Annotated in this window: 17 protein-coding genes; 7 read left to right on the forward strand and 10 right to left on the reverse strand. The window is 46.4% G+C overall.

Going from position 1 to position 17984, the window contains the following annotated elements; all coding sequences use genetic code 11:
- The first annotated feature begins 2 nt into the window (after positions 1 to 2).
- Genes ABF87_RS02995 through ABF87_RS03005 form a run of 3 tightly spaced genes read left to right on the forward strand, consistent with a single transcriptional unit; the run spans position 3 to position 2539 of the window.
- Positions 3 to 452 (forward strand): response regulator, encoded by a 450-nt coding sequence (locus tag ABF87_RS02995; protein ID WP_160827654.1) that lies wholly within the window; start codon positions 3 to 5, stop codon positions 450 to 452.
- A gap of 6 nt (positions 453 to 458) precedes the next feature.
- Entirely contained in the window at positions 459 to 1910 is a 1452-nt protein-coding gene (locus tag ABF87_RS03000; protein WP_160827655.1) for a response regulator, read from the forward strand.
- Positions 1907 to 2539 carry a response regulator transcription factor gene (locus ABF87_RS03005; RefSeq protein WP_160827656.1) on the forward strand — a complete coding sequence of 211 codons (633 nt, stop codon included), beginning with the start codon at positions 1907 to 1909 and terminating at the stop codon, positions 2537 to 2539. The genes ABF87_RS03000 and ABF87_RS03005 overlap by 4 nt, the downstream gene beginning before the upstream one ends.
- 149 nt (positions 2540 to 2688) lie before the next feature.
- Here the strand turns inward: ABF87_RS03005 and ABF87_RS03010 are convergent, their stop codons facing one another.
- From ABF87_RS03010 to ABF87_RS03055, 10 genes are all read right to left on the reverse strand, one after another.
- The gene (locus ABF87_RS03010) at positions 2689 to 3321 is read right to left on the reverse strand and encodes an alpha/beta hydrolase (RefSeq protein WP_160827657.1); all 633 of its coding nucleotides are present in this window, start codon (positions 3319 to 3321) and stop codon (positions 2689 to 2691) included.
- A gap of 40 nt (positions 3322 to 3361) precedes the next feature.
- Positions 3362 to 3670: a (2Fe-2S) ferredoxin domain-containing protein gene (locus ABF87_RS03015; protein WP_160827658.1), complete on the reverse strand. Its 309-nt coding sequence runs from the start codon at positions 3668 to 3670 to the stop codon at positions 3362 to 3364.
- A 39-nt stretch (positions 3671 to 3709) separates the two neighbouring features.
- Positions 3710 to 5224 (reverse strand): ubiquinone biosynthesis regulatory protein kinase UbiB, encoded by a 1515-nt coding sequence (gene ubiB / locus ABF87_RS03020; protein ID WP_160827659.1) that lies wholly within the window; start codon positions 5222 to 5224, stop codon positions 3710 to 3712.
- A gap of 57 nt (positions 5225 to 5281) precedes the next feature.
- Positions 5282 to 5893, reverse strand: coding sequence for a hypothetical protein (locus ABF87_RS03025; protein WP_160827660.1), 612 nt, complete (start codon positions 5891 to 5893; stop codon positions 5282 to 5284).
- 704 nt (positions 5894 to 6597) lie between these two features.
- Positions 6598 to 7548, reverse strand: coding sequence for a septal ring lytic transglycosylase RlpA family protein (locus ABF87_RS03030; protein WP_160827729.1), 951 nt, complete (start codon positions 7546 to 7548; stop codon positions 6598 to 6600).
- A 2-nt stretch (positions 7549 to 7550) separates the two neighbouring features.
- Positions 7551 to 8651, reverse strand: a complete 1101-nt coding sequence (gene rodA, locus ABF87_RS03035; protein ID WP_160827661.1) for a rod shape-determining protein RodA — start codon at positions 8649 to 8651, stop codon at positions 7551 to 7553.
- 189 nt (positions 8652 to 8840) lie between these two features.
- Positions 8841 to 10754, reverse strand: coding sequence for a penicillin-binding protein 2 (gene mrdA, locus ABF87_RS03040; protein ID WP_160827662.1), 1914 nt, complete (start codon positions 10752 to 10754; stop codon positions 8841 to 8843).
- A complete protein-coding gene (gene mreD, locus ABF87_RS03045; RefSeq protein WP_160827663.1) occupies positions 10751 to 11302 on the reverse strand; it encodes a rod shape-determining protein MreD in 552 nt (183 codons plus the stop codon). Before mreD ends, mrdA begins: the two co-directional genes overlap by 4 nt.
- Positions 11283 to 12173 (reverse strand): rod shape-determining protein MreC, encoded by an 891-nt coding sequence (gene mreC / locus ABF87_RS03050; RefSeq protein WP_160827664.1) that lies wholly within the window; start codon positions 12171 to 12173, stop codon positions 11283 to 11285. The genes mreD and mreC overlap by 20 nt, the downstream gene beginning before the upstream one ends.
- Before the next feature lie 39 nt (positions 12174 to 12212).
- Positions 12213 to 13271: a rod shape-determining protein gene (locus ABF87_RS03055; protein WP_160827665.1), complete on the reverse strand. Its 1059-nt coding sequence runs from the start codon at positions 13269 to 13271 to the stop codon at positions 12213 to 12215.
- Positions 13272 to 13408: 137 nt separating this feature from the next.
- Between ABF87_RS03055 and gatC the strand changes: the two genes are divergently transcribed.
- From gatC to ABF87_RS03075, 4 genes are all read left to right on the forward strand, one after another.
- Complete coding sequence (gene gatC, locus ABF87_RS03060; protein WP_160827666.1) at positions 13409 to 13696, forward strand: Asp-tRNA(Asn)/Glu-tRNA(Gln) amidotransferase subunit GatC; 288 nt, start codon at positions 13409 to 13411, stop codon at positions 13694 to 13696.
- 107 nt (positions 13697 to 13803) lie between these two features.
- The gene (gene gatA / locus ABF87_RS03065) at positions 13804 to 15261 is read left to right on the forward strand and encodes an Asp-tRNA(Asn)/Glu-tRNA(Gln) amidotransferase subunit GatA (protein WP_160827667.1); all 1458 of its coding nucleotides are present in this window, start codon (positions 13804 to 13806) and stop codon (positions 15259 to 15261) included.
- Positions 15262 to 15310: 49 nt separating this feature from the next.
- The gene (gatB, locus tag ABF87_RS03070) at positions 15311 to 16750 is read left to right on the forward strand and encodes an Asp-tRNA(Asn)/Glu-tRNA(Gln) amidotransferase subunit GatB (protein ID WP_160827668.1); all 1440 of its coding nucleotides are present in this window, start codon (positions 15311 to 15313) and stop codon (positions 16748 to 16750) included.
- A gap of 465 nt (positions 16751 to 17215) precedes the next feature.
- Entirely contained in the window at positions 17216 to 17941 is a 726-nt protein-coding gene (locus ABF87_RS03075; protein ID WP_160827669.1) for a response regulator transcription factor, read from the forward strand.
- Positions 17942 to 17984: the final 43 nt, after the last annotated feature.

Consider the following 17984-nt stretch of genomic DNA (forward strand, 5'->3'; position numbering starts at 1 on the left):
TTATGCATTCTAAAAAAACTACCCGTCCCCATGTGATACTAATGATTGATGATAATCCAACGGATGTATTATTGATGAAGGAAGCGTTCACTTTCTGTGAAGATAGAGATCATGAAATCTATGTAGCTGAAGATGGCGTATATGCGATGGATTTTTTGAAACGCCAGGGTCAGTATCTCACAGCGCCTCGACCGGATATCATTCTGCTGGATTTGAACATGCCTCGAAAAAATGGCTTAGAGGTTTTAATGGCAGTAAAAGCTGATCCTGAGTTCAAATATATTCCTACCCTTGTATATACATCCTCGATCGTAAAAGAGGATGTCAAAGCTGCCTATAATAGTCATGCAAATGGCTATATCAAGAAATCGGTCGATTTTGATGAATGTATTCAAACAGCCAAATCGATCAATGATTTTTGGTTTGCTGCCTCGATTTTATATGAGCCTTAATCCGTCATGACAATATCTAAAATCCATATTTTGCTGATCGAAGATAATGAAACGGATGCAATACTGGTGCAAAATGATTTGCAATTGGCGATGGGTGATCAGATCAGCATTGTTCATGCAGAGCGTTTAGGTACTGCATTTGAGCTTATTCGACAGCATTCATTTGATTTGATTCTGTCTGATCTGACACTGCCTGACAGCGACGGAATTTCCACCATCACGCGATTACGGGAAAAAGCGCCGAGTATTCCGATCGCAGTGCTATCTTTCCGCGATGATGAAAAGCTAGCCATAAAAACGATCAGTGCAGGAGCGCAGGATTATCTGGTCAAAGGCAGTTTGACAGAGGGCGTTTTGGCGCGTGTTATCCGTTATTCAATCGAAAGAAAGCGTATTGAAGAAAGCAGTCGAAAGGTTCAGAGGCAATTTCAAACGATTTTTGAAAAGGCACCGCTAGGCATTGCCCTGATCAACCTGCAGACCGGTAAATATTACAATGTAAACCCCAAGTTTGCTGCGATCGTCGGCAGAAACGTTGATGAGCTATTGAGTCTTACTCAACCGGATATCATTCATCAGGATGATTTGTCTTCTTATCGCGATGACATGCGGCGAATTGTCGATCAACAACTTCACGATTCCAAGATCATCAAAAGAATATTGCGCCCGGACGAATCAATTATCTGGATTGAAATGTCCATTGTACTGTTTGAGATGGTGGGTGACATGGAGACCTGTTATGTCTGCATGATTGAAGATATCACTGAACGTAAGCGATTGATTGAAAATCTGCGTCATCTGACAACTCATCTGCAAGATATCAGAGAAGAAGAGAGAACCCGCATCGGCCGTGAGATTCATGATGTGTTGGGAGGAACATTGACCGTTCTGAAAATGGACCTCGATTGGTTATCCAAGAAAATAAGCGCTGAACCGATGCATGAGCGAATTACCTCGCTGTATAGGCTCACCGGAGAAGCCATTGAAACTGCGCGCAGGGTTTCGGTAAATTTGCGGCCAAACGTACTGGACCATCTTGGACTCTATGGTGCCATCGAATGGTTGATACGTGAATTCGAGCAACGTACGAATATCAAATGCTCACTCGAATCCATGGTTCCGAATTTTTCATTTTTCGATAAGCACCACGAAACCAGTATTTTTAGGATCATCCAAGAAGCGTTCATCAATATCACGCGGCATTCGAATGCCACCAAGGTTGATGTTGAACTTCTTGAAGAGAATGATAGTCTTGCTATTATCATTAAAGACAATGGAGTAGGCATCACAGAATCTCAAATGCTCAATCCTGGGTCATTTGGTATCATCGGGATGAACGAGCGAATGCAGCAACTGGGTGGAAAATTGGAAATTCATGGTTCTCCAAGGGAAGGAAGTCATGTAACGCTCAGGATACCTTTAACTGAAATAGAATTAATTGAGGAATCAGTCGAATGATTAACGTGATGATTGCAGATGATCATGCTTTATTCCGGGATGGATTACGCAGGATTTTCAGCGAAACTGAAGATATCCATGTAGTTGCAGAAGCAGTGGACGGGAAAGACATTCTCAAGAAATCCAGAGAATTTGAATGGGATATTGCATTATTGGATATCAACTTACCTGATATCAATGGGTTGGATATTCTGAAGCGAATTTTGTCTGCCAATGCAGCCTCACGTATTCTCGTACTCAGCATGTATCCCGAAGAAGAATATGCCATCCGGGCCATTCGTTCAGGGGCTTCCGGTTATTTGACCAAGGATAGTCCAACCGATCAATTGATCAATGTGATCCGCCGTCTTGCCAAAGGAGGTAAATATGTAAATCCTGAGCTTGCGGAAAAGCTCTTGTTCAATCCCGTCTTGGATTCTGGCGCGCTCACACACACCACGTTTTCGGATCGAGAGCTTCATGTATTCAAGCTTATCGTCGCCGGTGAATCGCTCACCGCAATCGCGAATAAATTATCGCTCAGCGTCAAGACAGTAAGCACCTACCGGTCACGTATTCTAGAAAAAATGAATATGAAGAATAACGCGCAATTGGTACGGTATGCTATTCAGCATCGCCTGGTTGAATAGAAAGGGAAGGGCACTGAAGAAATTTTGGAGAAAATGGCGAGCGGCCATCAAGCAAGGCGAAATCTAAAGAAAATGCAATTCATTGCAAATAAGTGTTTCGGCCTGGATTTCAATAAAACATCATGAAATAAGTAGGTTCTCCGAGTTTTCTAAGTTTTTCGAAAAGCTTGTGTAATGATGGCCTTGAGTATCATTAGCTTGCCATGAAAAAAATGTTCGGCGCCTGGTATAAAAATAATCGGCTGCGATGTAGGTGTTGCCCAATCCAGGATAGTTTCTGGCAATACGATGTCATCCTTATCTCCTTGGATGATCAATGCATGTTCGGTGGTTTCCGGAACGGTTGGAGCTTGGAAGTTGGCAACTGACGGCGCTACCAAAATAAGATAGTTGGGGTTCAATGTATGAGCTACCTGCAGCTGAATTGCGCCGCCAAAGGAAAATCCTGCCAGCAATAACGGTAACCGAGTACCTTCCAGATTCCAGTGCTGATAGATGGATTTTGCTACGGCAATTGCATCGTCGGCTTCTCCAACTCCGTGATCATATTGTCCTTCGCTGAGTCCGACTCCGCGGAAATTGAATTTAGCGGCGGTAAAATCGAGTGCTAGCAATGTCGAGAACATCGTCTGAACCACTTTGTTTTCCATCGTGCCGCCATGCAATGGGTGGGGGTGTGCAATGATTGCAATTCCTCGCGGCGCAGTGGTGGGTTGCCCAAGAACGACCTCGAGCTTTCCTGCAGGGCCGGGAATAAACAGTTTTTGAATCCGGTCAGGCACTAGTGTCCTTACTTTCGCAACAGGTTGAGGTTATTCTCGATCATATCTTGAGACGCTCAACGATATTTCCTTTGATGAGATGCTCATCGATGATTTCATCGATGTCGTCCTTGTCGAGATAGGTATACCAGGTTTCGTCAGGGTAGATGACAATGACGGGTCCCTCATTGCAACGGTCAAGACAACCGGCGTTGTTGATGCGAATTTTATTCTTACCGCTCTGTTTCAGGGATTTAATGCGCTCTTTCGCGTAGTCGCGTAATTCCTGAGCACCAAAATTATTGCAACACTTGGCACCGTTCTCCCGCTGATTAGTACAGAAAAAAACATGATAGTGGTAATAGCTCATAAGACAATCTTAAAAATAGATGGTGATTTATTCATTAAATTACTGTAATACCTGCCAGATAAGCAATCCTGTCAATAAAATTACGATCAGGATCAATAATCTATTTTGACGTTTCTCCTCAATCACCAGTATAGCCATCAGCTTTTCCAATTCATGATTGCGCTTCTCAGCTAAGACCTGATGTATCAAACGGGGGAATTCGGGAAAAATGATAGCCCAGTTCGGGGCTTCTTTTTGCACTCGACTCGCAAATCCACGCAAGCCGATTTGCTCGGACATCCAATTTTCCAGAAATGGCTTGGCGGTTTTCCATAAGTCGAGATTGGGATCAAGATCGCGCCCCAGCCCCTCGATATTGAGCAATGTTTTTTGCAGCAGAACCAATTGGGGTTGAATTTCAACGTTGAATTGCCGCGAAGCTTGAAAGAGTTGTAAAAGAACACGCCCGAAAGATATTTCCTTCAACGGTTTATCGAAGATCGGCTCGCAAACGGCTCGAATCGCGGCTTCAAAATCATCGACACGAGTATTCTTTGGAGCCCATCCGGCCTCAACGTGTGCTTGCGCAACGCGACCATAGTCGCGGCGAAAGAATGCCAAAAAATTCTGAGCAAGATAATTCTTATCTTCATCACTTAAGGTTCCCATAATGCCAAAATCGACTGCAATATAACGACCGTCCTGACCGACGAAGATATTGCCGGGGTGCATATCGGCATGAAAGTAACCATCGCGGAATACTTGGGTAAAGAATATCTCTACGCCAACCCGAGCCAACTGAGGAATATCTATGCCTTGTTCTTTCAGCGTTTCGACGTGACTGATGGGAATGCCTTTGACGCGCTCCATGACCATGACATTGCTATGACAATAATCCCAATAAACCTCTGGCACTAGCAGCAACGGAGAGTCGAGAAAATTGCGGCGCAATTGGCTGCAATTGGCAGCTTCGCGCATCAAATCCAGTTCGTCATCGAGATGCCGAGCAAATTCTGAAACGACTTGACGTAGTTTTAGTCGCTTCCCATCTGACCACACAGCTTCAGCGAGCCAAGCACCCGTATCCAGCAGGGCAATATCGTGCATGATAATCGGGGCTAGATTCGGGCGTAAAATTTTGACTGCTACTTCAGTGCCATCGTGCAACACGGCGAAGTGAACTTGCGCAACCGATGCACTGGCTTCAGGGGTCAGATCAAATTTAAAGAATACTTCATGGATTTTGCGTTCATAGACCTTTTCCAAAATTCCTAGTGCAAGTTCCGATGAAAAAGGCGGAACTTGATCTTGCAATTTGGCTAATTCATCGGCAATATCCTGCGGCAGCAAATCACGCCGGGTGGATAACATTTGGCCAAATTTCACAAAAATAGGACCTAGAGCTTCCAACGCCAGTCGCAAGCGCTCGCCACGCGGTTTATCAAGTTTGCGCCAAAACGTGAGTGTCCGTACGAAAACCCGGAGAAATCTCAGCCGGCTATGACTGAGTGCAAATTCGTCTAGCCCGAATTGGAAGGCAACGTATTGTATTTTGATAAGGCGAAATAGGCGCATGTATTTTTAGTTTTGTTAGGTGTAGTGCGGCAATGGAACAAAATAAGCATATACCTTTTAACCTGTAGGATTCTCAGACAGGGCATTCATGGATTCAGCCAAGCAATTCACGCGGTGATCAAAGGCTTCCACGTGGTGCTGAAGATTCTGAATATCCCGAATAAGCTGATTGATCGCGTCGGTTTTTGCCAGCACCTGATTTTCTTCCGTCAAATATTCAGCCAAGGCTTGCGATAAAGCATCAAAATTTTCAGTGTGCCACTGCAGAAAGTTTTTTCCCGCACGGGTAAGACGATGTGCCGGAATATCTCCGACCACCTTGCTCAAATCATGTTCGACAGTTCTGCTGATGTTAAACTGCTTGCTGATCGCGATCAGCTCGTCAGCCAATGATTGATTGCCAATGACGTGGATGGCCTCTCCAAACGATAATTCGCGTGTCACTCGATCAGGATGCATGGGTGACGGTAATATGATCGTTACATCAGTATCGATGCTATCGTCTATATTCTGAATCTCTCCCCGGGAATTAATCAGTACTTTTACATGAATCCAAGGCAATATCTGAATGCAAGCTGTCTGTCCACTGAAGGATTGCAGGCGCTTGCAAGCCCAGTGTTCGCTTCGTAACACATGATTAATGGATGTTATGGCAAGGGTTGATAACATTTTTTAAAGTCGTGAGTCGGAAATATCCCTAACGGTAATCGAAAAAATGACTGTATTTTGTTCATCAAAAAACTCTCGTTTCGAGCGCTATTGCACAGCCTCGATTCCTGGTCCGCGGTTGAGGCCACTTGAGAAAGTGCTGTACTGGGTCATAGTGTGCGTTTAAATCAGTCATTAGGCCGAGCATTCATAAATCGCGGGTGCTGAACCCCGATTTCGTCTTGCTAGATCGTTGCTCGATCCTAGCTTGAGAGCCTCTTAAAGCAATGGTGAGTATAGCACTATATCCAGCTCAGACACCCCATTAACCGAGACGGTCATCGAATGCATGAGCATGCCGGATGGCTTGTCGCTTGTACAGCGTACCTGTGGGAGAAACCACTCTCATAACTTAAATATAGAGGTATATTCCCTCTCTGTTTTGACCTTTGAACCTGATCAGTGAGCGTATAGTGAACATTAGATCGCTGCCATCCTTCAATGTTTGAAGTCACCAGGCAAGCTCACTGAATACTTGACTGAAGAAGAGAGATTATTTCAATTTTCTGGTGTTGATGAAGATTTATGACGAGGCCCTTTAATCCCTATTGTTTGCAATAGGGATTTTTTTTGGAAGGCTGTGGGAATTACTGAGTATGCTCGCTTTACACCCAAGCTACACATTTTTCATCGGCGTTACTCGTTCTGATTCTAATTTTCTATAATCAATCGATAACAATCACTGGTGTCACCGACAGATGCTGAGTGATTGCGTTCGCATCTTGTTTTGCCAACATTTGATCAGGGTACGGGCCGGCATGAATCTTATACAGGCCGTTATTTTTGGTGATATTGATTTCTTTATTGAGCCACGGAATTTTCTTTCGGACATGGGTCAGAAAGTTATGTGCATTATCTGGCGAACCAAATGCTCCCAATTGTAGATATACTGCATTGGCATCGCGCTTATGGACAGTTTCCGCAATTGAAGGTGCTGGTAGTCGAGTATTAACGACTTGAGCATTGACTGACTGATGCGCTGGCGCATCTCCAGGCAGGATACTTTCCACTTCGACATGGCCACTACCACCCGCTAAGATTCCTAATTTGTAAGCTGCCGTGTAGGAAAGATCGATTACGCGGTCGGAAAGAAAAGGGCCGCGGTCGTTAAGACGAACAACGATCGATTTGCCATTTTCTAAATTGGTGACCCGGGCATAGCTAGGCAGTGGTAGCGTAGGATGCGCGGCAGTCATTCCGTACATATCATAGACTTCACCCGATGCTGTAGGATTACCGTGGTAGCGGCGGCCATACCAGGAAGCAATGCCACGTTCCTTATAGGAATAAAGCTTAGTCATGGGTTTATATGATCTTCCCAAAGCAACGTAGGGTTGCATATTGGCTGAGCGCAACTGTTCAGCTTTTGGCACAGCATCTGGAATCAAGTGTAAATCAGCAGGAGGGTTATCGCCGGGACCATCATCTAAATAATAACCACCGCCTTTTCGTGCCATCAAGCCTGTCTGTGAATGCGTGCCTGATGAAGTTGCAGATGAATAAGACTGCTTCGATCGGCTGCCGTGCTGCGAAATGCTGCTACAGGCGGCTAATGATGCAGCGATCAGTATCAAAATGATTTTTGGGACGGAGAAAGCAAAGGATTTAGGTGTCATTGTCATGTTTTGATGAGTTTAGGATGGGTTTGAATACTCATTAAAATACCAAAACCGAGCAACATGGTTACCATGGAGGTTCCACCATAGCTGATCAACGGCAGCGGAACGCCCACAACCGGAAGAATACCACTAACCATTCCCATGTTCACAAAAATATAGGTAAAAAATGTCAGGGTTATGGAACCGGCAATCAAGCGAGTAAACTGAGTCGACGCATTCGCAGTGATGACAAAGCAACGCCCGATCACGACAAGATAGGCCAGCAGCAGTAACGTATTGCCGATCAATCCAAATTCCTCCGAGAAAACAGCAAAAATAAAATCGGTGCTCTGTTCTGGTAAGAAATCCAATTGCGTCTGAGTGCCGTTTTGCCAGCCCTTTCCGATAATTCCACCGGAGCCGATTGCAATCGATGATTGGATGGTATGATAACCCGCACCCAATGGATCTTGCGAAGGATCCAATAATGTCATGATGCGCTGGCGCTGATAATCATGCATCATGGCCCATAGCACTGGAAAACTGCCGATGGCGGTAATGCTCAATCCAACGATGATGCGCCACGACAAGCCTGCCAGAAAAAGCACATAAAAACCGCTGGCGGCAATCAATAGCGCCGTTCCCAGGTCGGGTTGCTTCAAGATCAGAAAAACGGGAAACATCAGTAGCATCGTCGCGCCCAGATAATCCCGGAGGCGTAGCGTAATTTCATGTTTATCGAAATACCAGGCCATCATGAGCGGAATAGCGATTTTCATCAATTCGGAGGGCTGAATTCTGGTAATGCCGATATTGAGCCAGCGCCTGGCACCATTATTGATTTCTCCAAAGAATGCAACGCCTACCAATAACGCAAAGCCGAGCACGTACATCGGTACTGCAAGACGTTTGATCTGCTGCAGCGGAATATTAGCGACCATCCACATGATCACCAGAGCGACCGCCATGTTAATCATTTGATGGCTCACCTTGCTCACATTGGCACCCGATGCGCTGTAGAGGACAATCAAACCAATGATCATCAATGTGAGTATGCCGACTAGAAGGAAGCCGTCGATATAACGGGAAAAATAATACCAAATTTTTCTTAATTCAATCATTTGAAAATACAGGCTTATTTGATGTTATTTTGTGAATGTGGCAACCCATCGAAACAACTTGAAAACCACATCGTCTCGTTGCAATGTTGGGAATTAAGCTCAAAGTGCGCATTCTATGACAGATAAGCTGTGCTTTTTCATCCATTTTCTTCCGCCTGACCAGTGCGCACTGCTTTTATCCGAGCTTCGCTAGAGATGCTCATGCGCATGATCTTCAAGGACTTCGGTCACTTGAGCTACGGTCGATTCAGGCTGCTTGCCCAATAAAAAATAATCGAATACCTGACGTGCTATCGGCGCTGCCGTCGATCCGCCAGTGCCGGTGTTTTCGACCAATATCGCCAAGGCAATCTGTGGATTTTCAGCCGGTGCATAAGCGATGAACATCGCATGATCGCGATGGCGCTCATTGATCGACTTCTCATTGTAGCGCTCTCCTTGCTTGATTCCGATCACTTGCGATGTGCCGGTTTTACCCGCAAAGGTATAAGCTGCATTGGCACCCGCTTTTGCAGCAGTACCGCCCGGCCGGGTAACATCAACCAGCGCATTTTTTACAATTTCCAGATGCGAAGGTTTCAGATTGAGCGTATACAGCAATTCCGCCGGAACATCCTCAATATGCCCGGTCTGACTATTTTGTATTTGCTTGACTAGCCGTGGAAGGTAGGCTTTGCCATTATTCGCGATCATCATGGTGGCGAAAGCCAGCTGCAGGGGTGTGGTGAGGTTATAGCCCTGGCCGATCGCAACTGAAATAGTATCGCCGGCATACCATTTTTGCTTGTATTGCTTCATTTTCCAGCTTGCCGATGGTAACAATCCTGAAACCTCACCTTCGATGTCGATACCGGTTCTTTTTCCCAGTCCGAACTGACTGATGAAGTTATGTATATTGTCTATTCCGAGATCATTGGCTAGGCTGTAATAGTAAGTATCGCATGAAACTACCAGTGACTTATGGAGATTGACCCGCCCATGTCCGCCGGGTTTCCAGTCGCGATAACGGCGATTGACACCGGGGAGTGAGAAATAACCCGGATCGCTCATGCTATATTCGGGACTCCGTTTTCCGAGCTCCAGCGCAGCCAATGCCATGAAGGGTTTGAATGTTGAGCCCGGGGGATAGATGCCGCGCAGCGCTCGGTTATTAAGAGGTCTATCGATTGAATTATTCAGTAGATTCCAGTTTTCCTGGTCGATGCCGCCGATGAACAGATTATTGTCATAACCGGGCTTGCTCAAAAAGGCCAGTACTTCGCCATTGTTGGGATTCAGCGCGACGAGCGCGCCTCGGCGTTCGCCGAAAGCTTTTTCTGCAGCTTCCTGCAAACCCAGATCCAATGACAAAATCAAATTATTGCCGGAAGTAGGCCGAGTGCGTGAAAGAACGCGAATCGAGCGTCCTGCCGCATCGGTCTCGACTTCCTCGAAACCGGTGATGCCATGCAACTCCCGTTCATAGCTCTGTTCGATGCCAATCTTTCCGATGTGATGAGAACCGCGATAGTTAGTGAGATCGCCGTTCAATTCCAGCTGTTCGAGATCCCGGTCATTGATGCGGCTGATATAGCCGACGACATGGGAAATGATTTCTTTTTCCGGATATTGGCGAAAAACCCGTGCCTTGATTTCCACGCCAGGGAATCGGTAGCGGTTGGCTGCGAAACTTGCAATTTCGACATCGGTGAGGCGATTCCGGATGGGTAAACTTTTAAAGCGCTTGCTTTCCTTCATCAATTTTCTGAAGCGCTGGCGATCGACGGCCGTGATTTCAATGATGGTCGCCAATTCATCGAGCGTGTCCTCGATGTCGGCAACTTTACTGGGTACTATTTCTAATGCATAAGCGGAATAGTTCTGTGCCAACACTCTGCCGTTACGATCATAAATCAATCCCCGATTGGGGACCAGCGGAAGTATGGAAATACGGTTGGCTTCCGCCAGAGTGTGGTAGTGCTCCTCGCGAGTAATCTGTAAATAATAGAAGCGCACATATAGAATCGCTAACAGCACTACGACAAATGCAGCAGATACGGCCAGACGGATGCGGAATTTATGCAGTTCGATCGGATGATTTCGTAGTTCCACTCTATGTTTCATAGCGCATTGGGATCTGATTTCTGCTTCAGTGGCGCGTTCAATAACGCGGATAGCGGAACCCATAACAGCGTGGCCGTTGCGGTAGCAGAGAAATATGACCAACCGGGCAAACGCGAGCCACCCAACACTGCAATCAGAACGATGACGATTTGCATCACCAGTAATACCAGGCTAATTTGAGGCGCTTGCTGAAATAGATTGAATATGCGTAACCGCCGACCCAGCACCAGCGTCAAATAGATGACAACACAATACGCCAGGGCATGCTGTCCAAGTATACCGGTATTGCCGACATCCATCAGCAAACCCATCACGAATGCTACGCTCATGCCGATTTTATGCGGATGATTGACGCTCCAATACATGAGTGTCAGTGCCACGAAATCCGGGCGAAAGAGCAAGACATGCTGCGGGAAAGGCAAGAAATTGAGTATCAGCGCAATGATCAAGCTGAAGGTGATATACCGGCCGCTGGGCGCTATATAAATATCCTGTTTGAAATATTCTCCAGGATCCAGTTTTTTGGTTTCAGTTTTTTTGCGATTCAATTTCAGGCATCTCGATAGAGTTGCTCGGTGATGGCTGGACGAGCGATAACACCAGGACTTGCCGGTTTCGATCCACCCCGGCAATCGGTTTGCTGATGATTTGAACAAAGTCATCGACCGGATCCCGTTCTATTCTTTGTACTATAGCGACCGGAATACCGGTTGGATATACACCGCCGATTCCCGATGTCACCAACATATCGCCTTGCTGAATGTCAGTACTGACCGATAGATAGCGCAATTCCAATTCATCTTTCTTGCCCGTTCCAGTGACCACCGAACGCAGGCTATTACGCAACACCTGAACAGGCACAGAATGATTCTTGTCTATCAGCAGCGTTACTTCCGCCGACCATGGATACAATTGCGTGATCTGCCCGATGATGCCTTTATCATCGATGACAGGCTGACCAAGCTGGACGCCGTGGTAATGCCCTTTGTTCAGAGTGATCTTGTGATTGAAGGGATCCCGCGGGGTATACAAAATATCAGCCAGAACTGCTTTGGCCTCGGTGTTGGTTTCAATATACTGCACGGCGCCCAGCAGCTGACGCAGATGCTCATTTTCAGTTTGTAAGGTATGCAATGTCAGTAGTTGTTCTCGATCCTCCAGATATTGCTGCCTGAGTTTTATGTTTTCCTCAAGCAAGTACAGGCTGGCAAAAAGCTCTTCAATCTGATCATAGATATTAGTGGGAAGATAGGCAACCTTTTGCAATGGAAAGATCACGATGCCGATGGTTTGCCGTAATTCAGGAAAATATCTGAACCGCAGATCCTCGGCAATCAGCAGGCACGACAGCAATATGAATACGAACAGCCGCGCGAACGGCCCTGGTCCATGTCTGAAAAACTGAGGGGCTGTTTTCATTGCACTCGGCAACCCATGTCGTGCTTCAATGCATTTGAATTAGTCGCGCGCAAAAATCCCTATCGTTCGGTCCATATTTTCCAATGCGATACCGGCACCGCGAACTACGCAGGTCAAGGGATCGTCTGCCACGATGACGGACAAGCCGGTTTCTTCCATCAATAAACGATCCACATCGCGTAATAAAGCTCCGCCACCGGTCATGACCATGCCTTTTTCGGCAATATCGGCTCCGAGTTCCGGCGGGGTATGTTCAAGAGCGGTTTTGACCGCGCTAACGATGTTATTCAATGGCTCGGTCAGTGCTTCCAGGATTTCATTGCTGGAAATCGTAAAGCTACGTGGAATTCCTTCTGCCAAGTTGCGGCCTTTGACTTCGATTTCGCGAACTTCGGAGCCTGGAAAAGCCGAGCCGATTTCCTTCTTGATGATTTCAGCGGTCACTTCGCCGATCAGCATGCCATAATTGCGGCGTATGTAATGAATGATGGCCTCGTCGAATTTGTCCCCGCCCACCCGTACCGAATTGGAATACACGATGCCACCCAAAGAAACCACACCTACTTCGGTAGTGCCGCCACCGATATCAACCACCATCGAACCTGTGGGTGATTCAACCGGCAAATCGGCGCCAAGCGCTGCCGCCATCGGCTCCTCGATCAGTTCAACCTTGCGGGCACCGGCGCCATAGGCTGCTTCACGGATAGCCCGCCGCTCCACTTGCGTCGATCCATAAGGCACACAGATCACAATGCGGGGATTGGCCGAAAATAAGCGCGGCGGATTGACTTTGCGGATAAACATTTTGAGCATTTGCTCGGTGACTGTGAAATCTGCGATAACGCCATCCTTCATCGGACGAATCGCTGTGATATTGCCGGGTGTACGCCCTAACATTTGTTTTGCCGCAAGACCAACTTGTTGAATCATTTTTTTTCCATTGGCTCCGCTTTCTTCGCGGATGGCCACTACCGAGGGTTCGTCCAGAACGATACCGTGGTCATGGACGTAAATCAGCGTATTCGCTGTGCCCAAGTCAATTGCCATATCTGTTGAAAAATAGTTTCCGAGAATATTGTTGTTCAAGAAATTAAACATGGTGGCAAAATCCGTTATGAGTGATTATGATTTATGACGAGAGCAATTATCAAAAAGCCCGTAAAAAAATAATACGCCGGTGAAACTTGGGGCATGATACCCTAATACTTCTTCGAATATAAGGTTGCCAATTTAACATGACCCTGACTGTAACTGATGTAAAACGCATTGCTGATCTTGCTTATATCGAAATCGATAATGATGAGGCCGAAGCGACTTTGACTCAATTGACAGGTATTTTTGATCTCATCGAAACCATGCAAGCGATTGATACATCATCAGTAGAACCCATGTCTCATGCTCAGAGCGTAACCCAGCGGTTGCGCGACGATGAAATTACCGAAACTGATCAACGTGACGCATGCCAAGCCATTGCACCTCAGGTTGAAGCTGGCCTGTATCTTGTTCCCAAGGTCATCGAATGATTTGATGCGTTGTTGGAATCCCGGACAATCGTCTTGCCGTGCACAGTCAGTAACCCTCAGCTTGCGATTTGCGCGACCATATTATCTGTAATCGATTATTTCCATTGATGAATACCTTATTTAATGCCAGTCTTGAACAGCTTTCGACTCAACTTGCCGGTAAGAAAATCTCCAGTACCGAATTGACTACGGAATTCCTGAAGCGCATTCAACAACTGAATCCCGAGTACAACGCCTTCATTACCGTGAATGAAGAAATGAGCCTAGCGCAAGCGCAAGCAGCCGATAAACTGCTTGCATCAGGCAAGGCCAATGCTTTGACCGGGATTCCGATTGCTCAGAAAGACATCTTTTGCGCGAAAGGCTGGTTGACGACCTGCGGTTCCAAAATGCTGTCGAATTTTGTATCTCCTTATGATGCAGGGGTTATTGAACGTTTCAATCAAACGGGTTCGGTCAATCTTGGCAAAACCAATATGGATGAGTTTGCCATGGGATCCAGCAATGAAACTTCCTATTATGGCGTTGTCCGCAATCCCTGGGATCGATTGGCAGTTCCAGGCGGAAGCTCAGGGGGTGCAGCCTGTGCGGTAGCAGCGCGACTGGCTCCGGCAGCCACCGGCACGGATACTGGCGGCTCGATTCGACAACCGGCGGCCTTGTGCGGAATTTCCGGCATCAAACCGACTTATGGGCTGGTGTCGCGCTATGGCATGATTGCTTTCGCATCCAGTTTGGATCAGGGCGGGCCCATGGCGAAATCAGCGGAAGACCTCGCGCTTTTGCTGAATGTCATGGTGGGGTTCGATCCGCGCGACTCAACCAGTTTGCAGCGAGATATTGAAGATTACACGCGGGATCTGCAGAAACCGCTGAACGGTTTGCGCATTGGCCTGCCGAAAGAATACTTCGCAGAAGGTATGAGTAAGGATGTCGAAATGGCTATCGAAAACGCGCTCAATGAATATCGCAAATTGGGTGCGCAAACGGTTGAAGTGACATTGCCGAATACACCACTATCGATTCCGGTTTATTATGTGCTTGCACCCGCCGAAGCTTCCAGTAATTTATCCCGATTTGATGGCGTGCGATATGGCTATCGCGCCGAATCCTATGGTGATCTGGGCGACATGTATCGCAAGACGCGTGCGCAAGGCTTTGGACCGGAAGTGAAACGGCGCATTTTGATCGGCACTTACGTCTTGTCGCATGGCTATTATGATGCTTATTATATCAAGGCGCAGAAACTGCGCCGTTTGATCGCTCAAGACTTCACCGACGCCTACAAGCAGTGTGACATCATCATGGGCCCAACCACGCCGACAGTGGCTTTTAATGTGGGTGAGAAAAGCGGTGATCCCATCCAAATGTATCTGTCGGATATCTACACCAGTGCAGCCAACTTGACGGGACTACCGGCGATGTCGATTCCGGTTGGTTTTGGAGATCAACATCGGCCGGTAGGATTGCATATCATCGGCAATTATTTTCGGGAAGCCCAGATGCTCAACGTAGCGCATCAATATCAGCAAACTACTGATTGGCATCAGCAATCGCCTTTGTAATTCCATCAATCAATTCATTCAATTTTCTTCATCGAGTCGGAAATCAATCATGCAATGGGAAATCGTCATCGGTCTTGAAGTACATACTCAACTTTCAACCCAATCGAAAATTTTCTCAGGTGCGTCGACAGCCTATGGTGCGGCGCCGAATACTCAAGCGTGCGTGATTGACCTGGCGTTGCCGGGCGTTCTGCCGGTACTCAATAAAGGCGCGGTTGAGCGAGCGATTAAATTTGGTTTGTCGGTAGGTGCAAAAATCAACTCGCCGTCAATTTTCGCGCGCAAGAATTATTTCTATCCGGATCTGCCGAAGGGGTATCAAATCAGCCAATATGAATTGCCAGTGGTACAGGGAGGCAGCATCAAGATTGAAGTAGATGGAATTGAAAAAACCATCCGCTTGACGCGCGCGCATTTGGAAGAAGATGCCGGTAAATCATTGCATGAGGATTTTCATGGCATGAGCGGCATCGATTTGAATCGTGCCGGTACACCATTGCTGGAAATTGTTTCCGAGCCGGATCTGCGCAGCAGCGCCGAAGCGGTTGCGTATGCCAAAACCCTGCATTCGCTGGTGCGATGGATCGGTATTTGCGATGGCAATATGCAGGAAGGTTCGTTCCGCTGTGATGCGAATGTCTCGGTACGCCCGCGAGGACAGGAGAAATTTGGGACACGATGCGAAATCAAGAATCTCAACTCGTTCCGTTTCCTCGAAAAAGCCATCGACTACGAAGCGCGACGGCAAATCGACATACTTGAAGACGGCGGCGCGATACGACAAGAAACCCGCCTGTACGATGCCAACAAGGATGAAACCCGCACGATGCGCACCAAGGAAGACGCCAACGATTACCGTTATTTCCCGGATCCTGATTTGTTGCCGTTGGAGATTTCACCGGATTGGATTGGTCACATCGCATCTTCTCTGCCAGAGTTGCCGCAGGTTCGAGAAGACCGGTATGTTTCCGAGTTATCCTTGACGGCTTACGATGCAGCCGTGTTAACCAGCTCCAGAGAAATAGCGGATTATTTTGAAGCCACCGTCAGAGTGTTACCAACGCAAGCAAAATTATGCGCCAATTGGATCATGGGCGATGTCATGGCGCAATTGAACAAAGAAGGCATCGAAATTCCTGCTTGCCCCATACAACCTGATAGTTTAGCGGCTCTATTGACACGGATCAGTGATGGCACCATTTCGGGCAAGGCTGCGAAAGCGGTGTTTGAAAGCCTGTGGCACGGAGAACTCAATAAAGACGTTGACGCCATCATCGCAGCAAAAGGCTTGAAACAGATTTCAGATGATGGCGCCATCGACAAAATCATCGATCAAGTATTGCAAGCCAATCCTCAACAAGTAGCCGATTATCGCAACGGTAAAGAAAAAGCGTTTAATTCTCTCGTTGGTCAAATCATGAAAGCAACGCAGGGTAAAGCAAATCCTGCACAAGTTCATGCCATTCTTAAGAAAAAACTGGAGCAATAGAGCACGCATTTTTCGTTCACCATTTCTTCTCATCATCGAATCGAAATACATTGCGATATTCTAATGAGAATTTCAGTTGTTCCTACGCAATAATTCATATAAGGTAATATTTTATAACCAATTATTTATAGAATTGATTTTTTAATTAGGAAAATGGTCGGTTATTTATTCAATTATTACTACCTAAGTATTTCTATTATTCCTACAAGATCGGGATATTTTACCGTTGAGTAGCAAAAAAATTTTAATATTTTAGGGACAAATGACTCCTATAGTTATTCAAGAGGGTTTGGTAAAATTATTATTCAGTAAATTAATAAGATTTCATTATAATCAATGAGATATTTTATTTTTTCTGTTCATGTGTCTTATAAATCTCTAGCGTATCCATTTTTGTAGTCATACCAGAGATTGCTGTAGACCTTGCAACTGCGGCTATATTGATTTTTAATTAATCCTAACGGCATGGCTGGGGAGTCTCAACATATCATTCGCCTACTGGTTGCGGAAAGTTTTGAGCTGATGAGGATGGGTCTGCGCTCATTATTACAGGATCACGGCTCCATACATCTGATCGCGGAAACTCACTGCATCGAAGAAATGCTGGATTTGGTGTTGCAGCATAAACCGGACGTGGTTCTTTTGGATCTGCAATTGACCAATGGGAATTGTGCGGATTACATTTCCAAGTTGTTGAATATGCACCCTCGCTGTAAGGTATTAGCTTTTTCTCCGAATACCGATAAAGAGATCTGCTTGCAGACATTCCGTTCAGGCGCGGTGGGCATCGTTAACAAGCACCATTCTTCAGATCTATTGCTGAAGGCCATCTTCTCGATCCATGCCGGGCAGATCTGGTTTGATCGTCAGATCATCAAAGTGCTGTTGCGGGGACAGGGCGGAGATGGGGAGGATCATGAAAAATCAAATCATAACAATCAATTACCGCAACCTCGTTTAAGCGAGAGCGAGCGGCAAGTGGCTTATCTGGCGTGTAAGGGATTGTCAGCAAAGGAAATCAGCACACATTTATTCATCACTGAGAAAACTGTGCGCAATCAACTCTCCATTGTTTATAAAAAAATAGGGGTCAAGAAACAAGTTGAACTTTGCCTGAAAGCTCCGCATTATAACTACTTCAAGGTTTCCTACATGTTCGGGACATTTGACTCTGAAAATTCCGAAAAATGACTTCGTTTTCAGGACAAATGACATCTATTTAGCCGCAAACGGC

The organism is Nitrosomonas sp. JL21 (assembly GCF_009833095.1).
In the GTDB taxonomy this organism is placed as follows: domain Bacteria; phylum Pseudomonadota; class Gammaproteobacteria; order Burkholderiales; family Nitrosomonadaceae; genus Nitrosomonas.

What these genes read in the sequence shown, in the direction of transcription:
- ABF87_RS02995 (WP_160827654.1), top strand. Translation starts at nt 3, where the DNA reads ATGCATTCTAAAAAAACTACCCGTCCCCATGTGATACTAATGATTGAT.
- ABF87_RS03000 (WP_160827655.1), top strand. Translation starts at nt 459, where the DNA reads ATGACAATATCTAAAATCCATATTTTGCTGATCGAAGATAATGAAACG.
- ABF87_RS03005 (WP_160827656.1), top strand. Translation starts at nt 1,907, where the DNA reads ATGATTAACGTGATGATTGCAGATGATCATGCTTTATTCCGGGATGGA.
- ABF87_RS03015 (WP_160827658.1), bottom strand. Translation starts at nt 3,670, where the DNA reads ATGAGCTATTACCACTATCATGTTTTTTTCTGTACTAATCAGCGGGAG.
- ubiB (WP_160827659.1), bottom strand. Translation starts at nt 5,224, where the DNA reads ATGCGCCTATTTCGCCTTATCAAAATACAATACGTTGCCTTCCAATTC.
- ABF87_RS03025 (WP_160827660.1), bottom strand. Translation starts at nt 5,893, where the DNA reads ATGTTATCAACCCTTGCCATAACATCCATTAATCATGTGTTACGAAGC.
- ABF87_RS03030 (WP_160827729.1), bottom strand. Translation starts at nt 7,548, where the DNA reads ATGACACCTAAATCCTTTGCTTTCTCCGTCCCAAAAATCATTTTGATA.
- rodA (WP_160827661.1), bottom strand. Translation starts at nt 8,651, where the DNA reads ATGATTGAATTAAGAAAAATTTGGTATTATTTTTCCCGTTATATCGAC.
- mrdA (WP_160827662.1), bottom strand. Translation starts at nt 10,754, where the DNA reads ATGAAACATAGAGTGGAACTACGAAATCATCCGATCGAACTGCATAAA.
- mreC (WP_160827664.1), bottom strand. Translation starts at nt 12,173, where the DNA reads ATGAAAACAGCCCCTCAGTTTTTCAGACATGGACCAGGGCCGTTCGCG.
- ABF87_RS03055 (WP_160827665.1), bottom strand. Translation starts at nt 13,271, where the DNA reads ATGTTTAATTTCTTGAACAACAATATTCTCGGAAACTATTTTTCAACA.
- gatC (WP_160827666.1), top strand. Translation starts at nt 13,409, where the DNA reads ATGACCCTGACTGTAACTGATGTAAAACGCATTGCTGATCTTGCTTAT.
- gatA (WP_160827667.1), top strand. Translation starts at nt 13,804, where the DNA reads ATGAATACCTTATTTAATGCCAGTCTTGAACAGCTTTCGACTCAACTT.
- gatB (WP_160827668.1), top strand. Translation starts at nt 15,311, where the DNA reads ATGCAATGGGAAATCGTCATCGGTCTTGAAGTACATACTCAACTTTCA.
- ABF87_RS03075 (WP_160827669.1), top strand. Translation starts at nt 17,216, where the DNA reads ATGGCTGGGGAGTCTCAACATATCATTCGCCTACTGGTTGCGGAAAGT.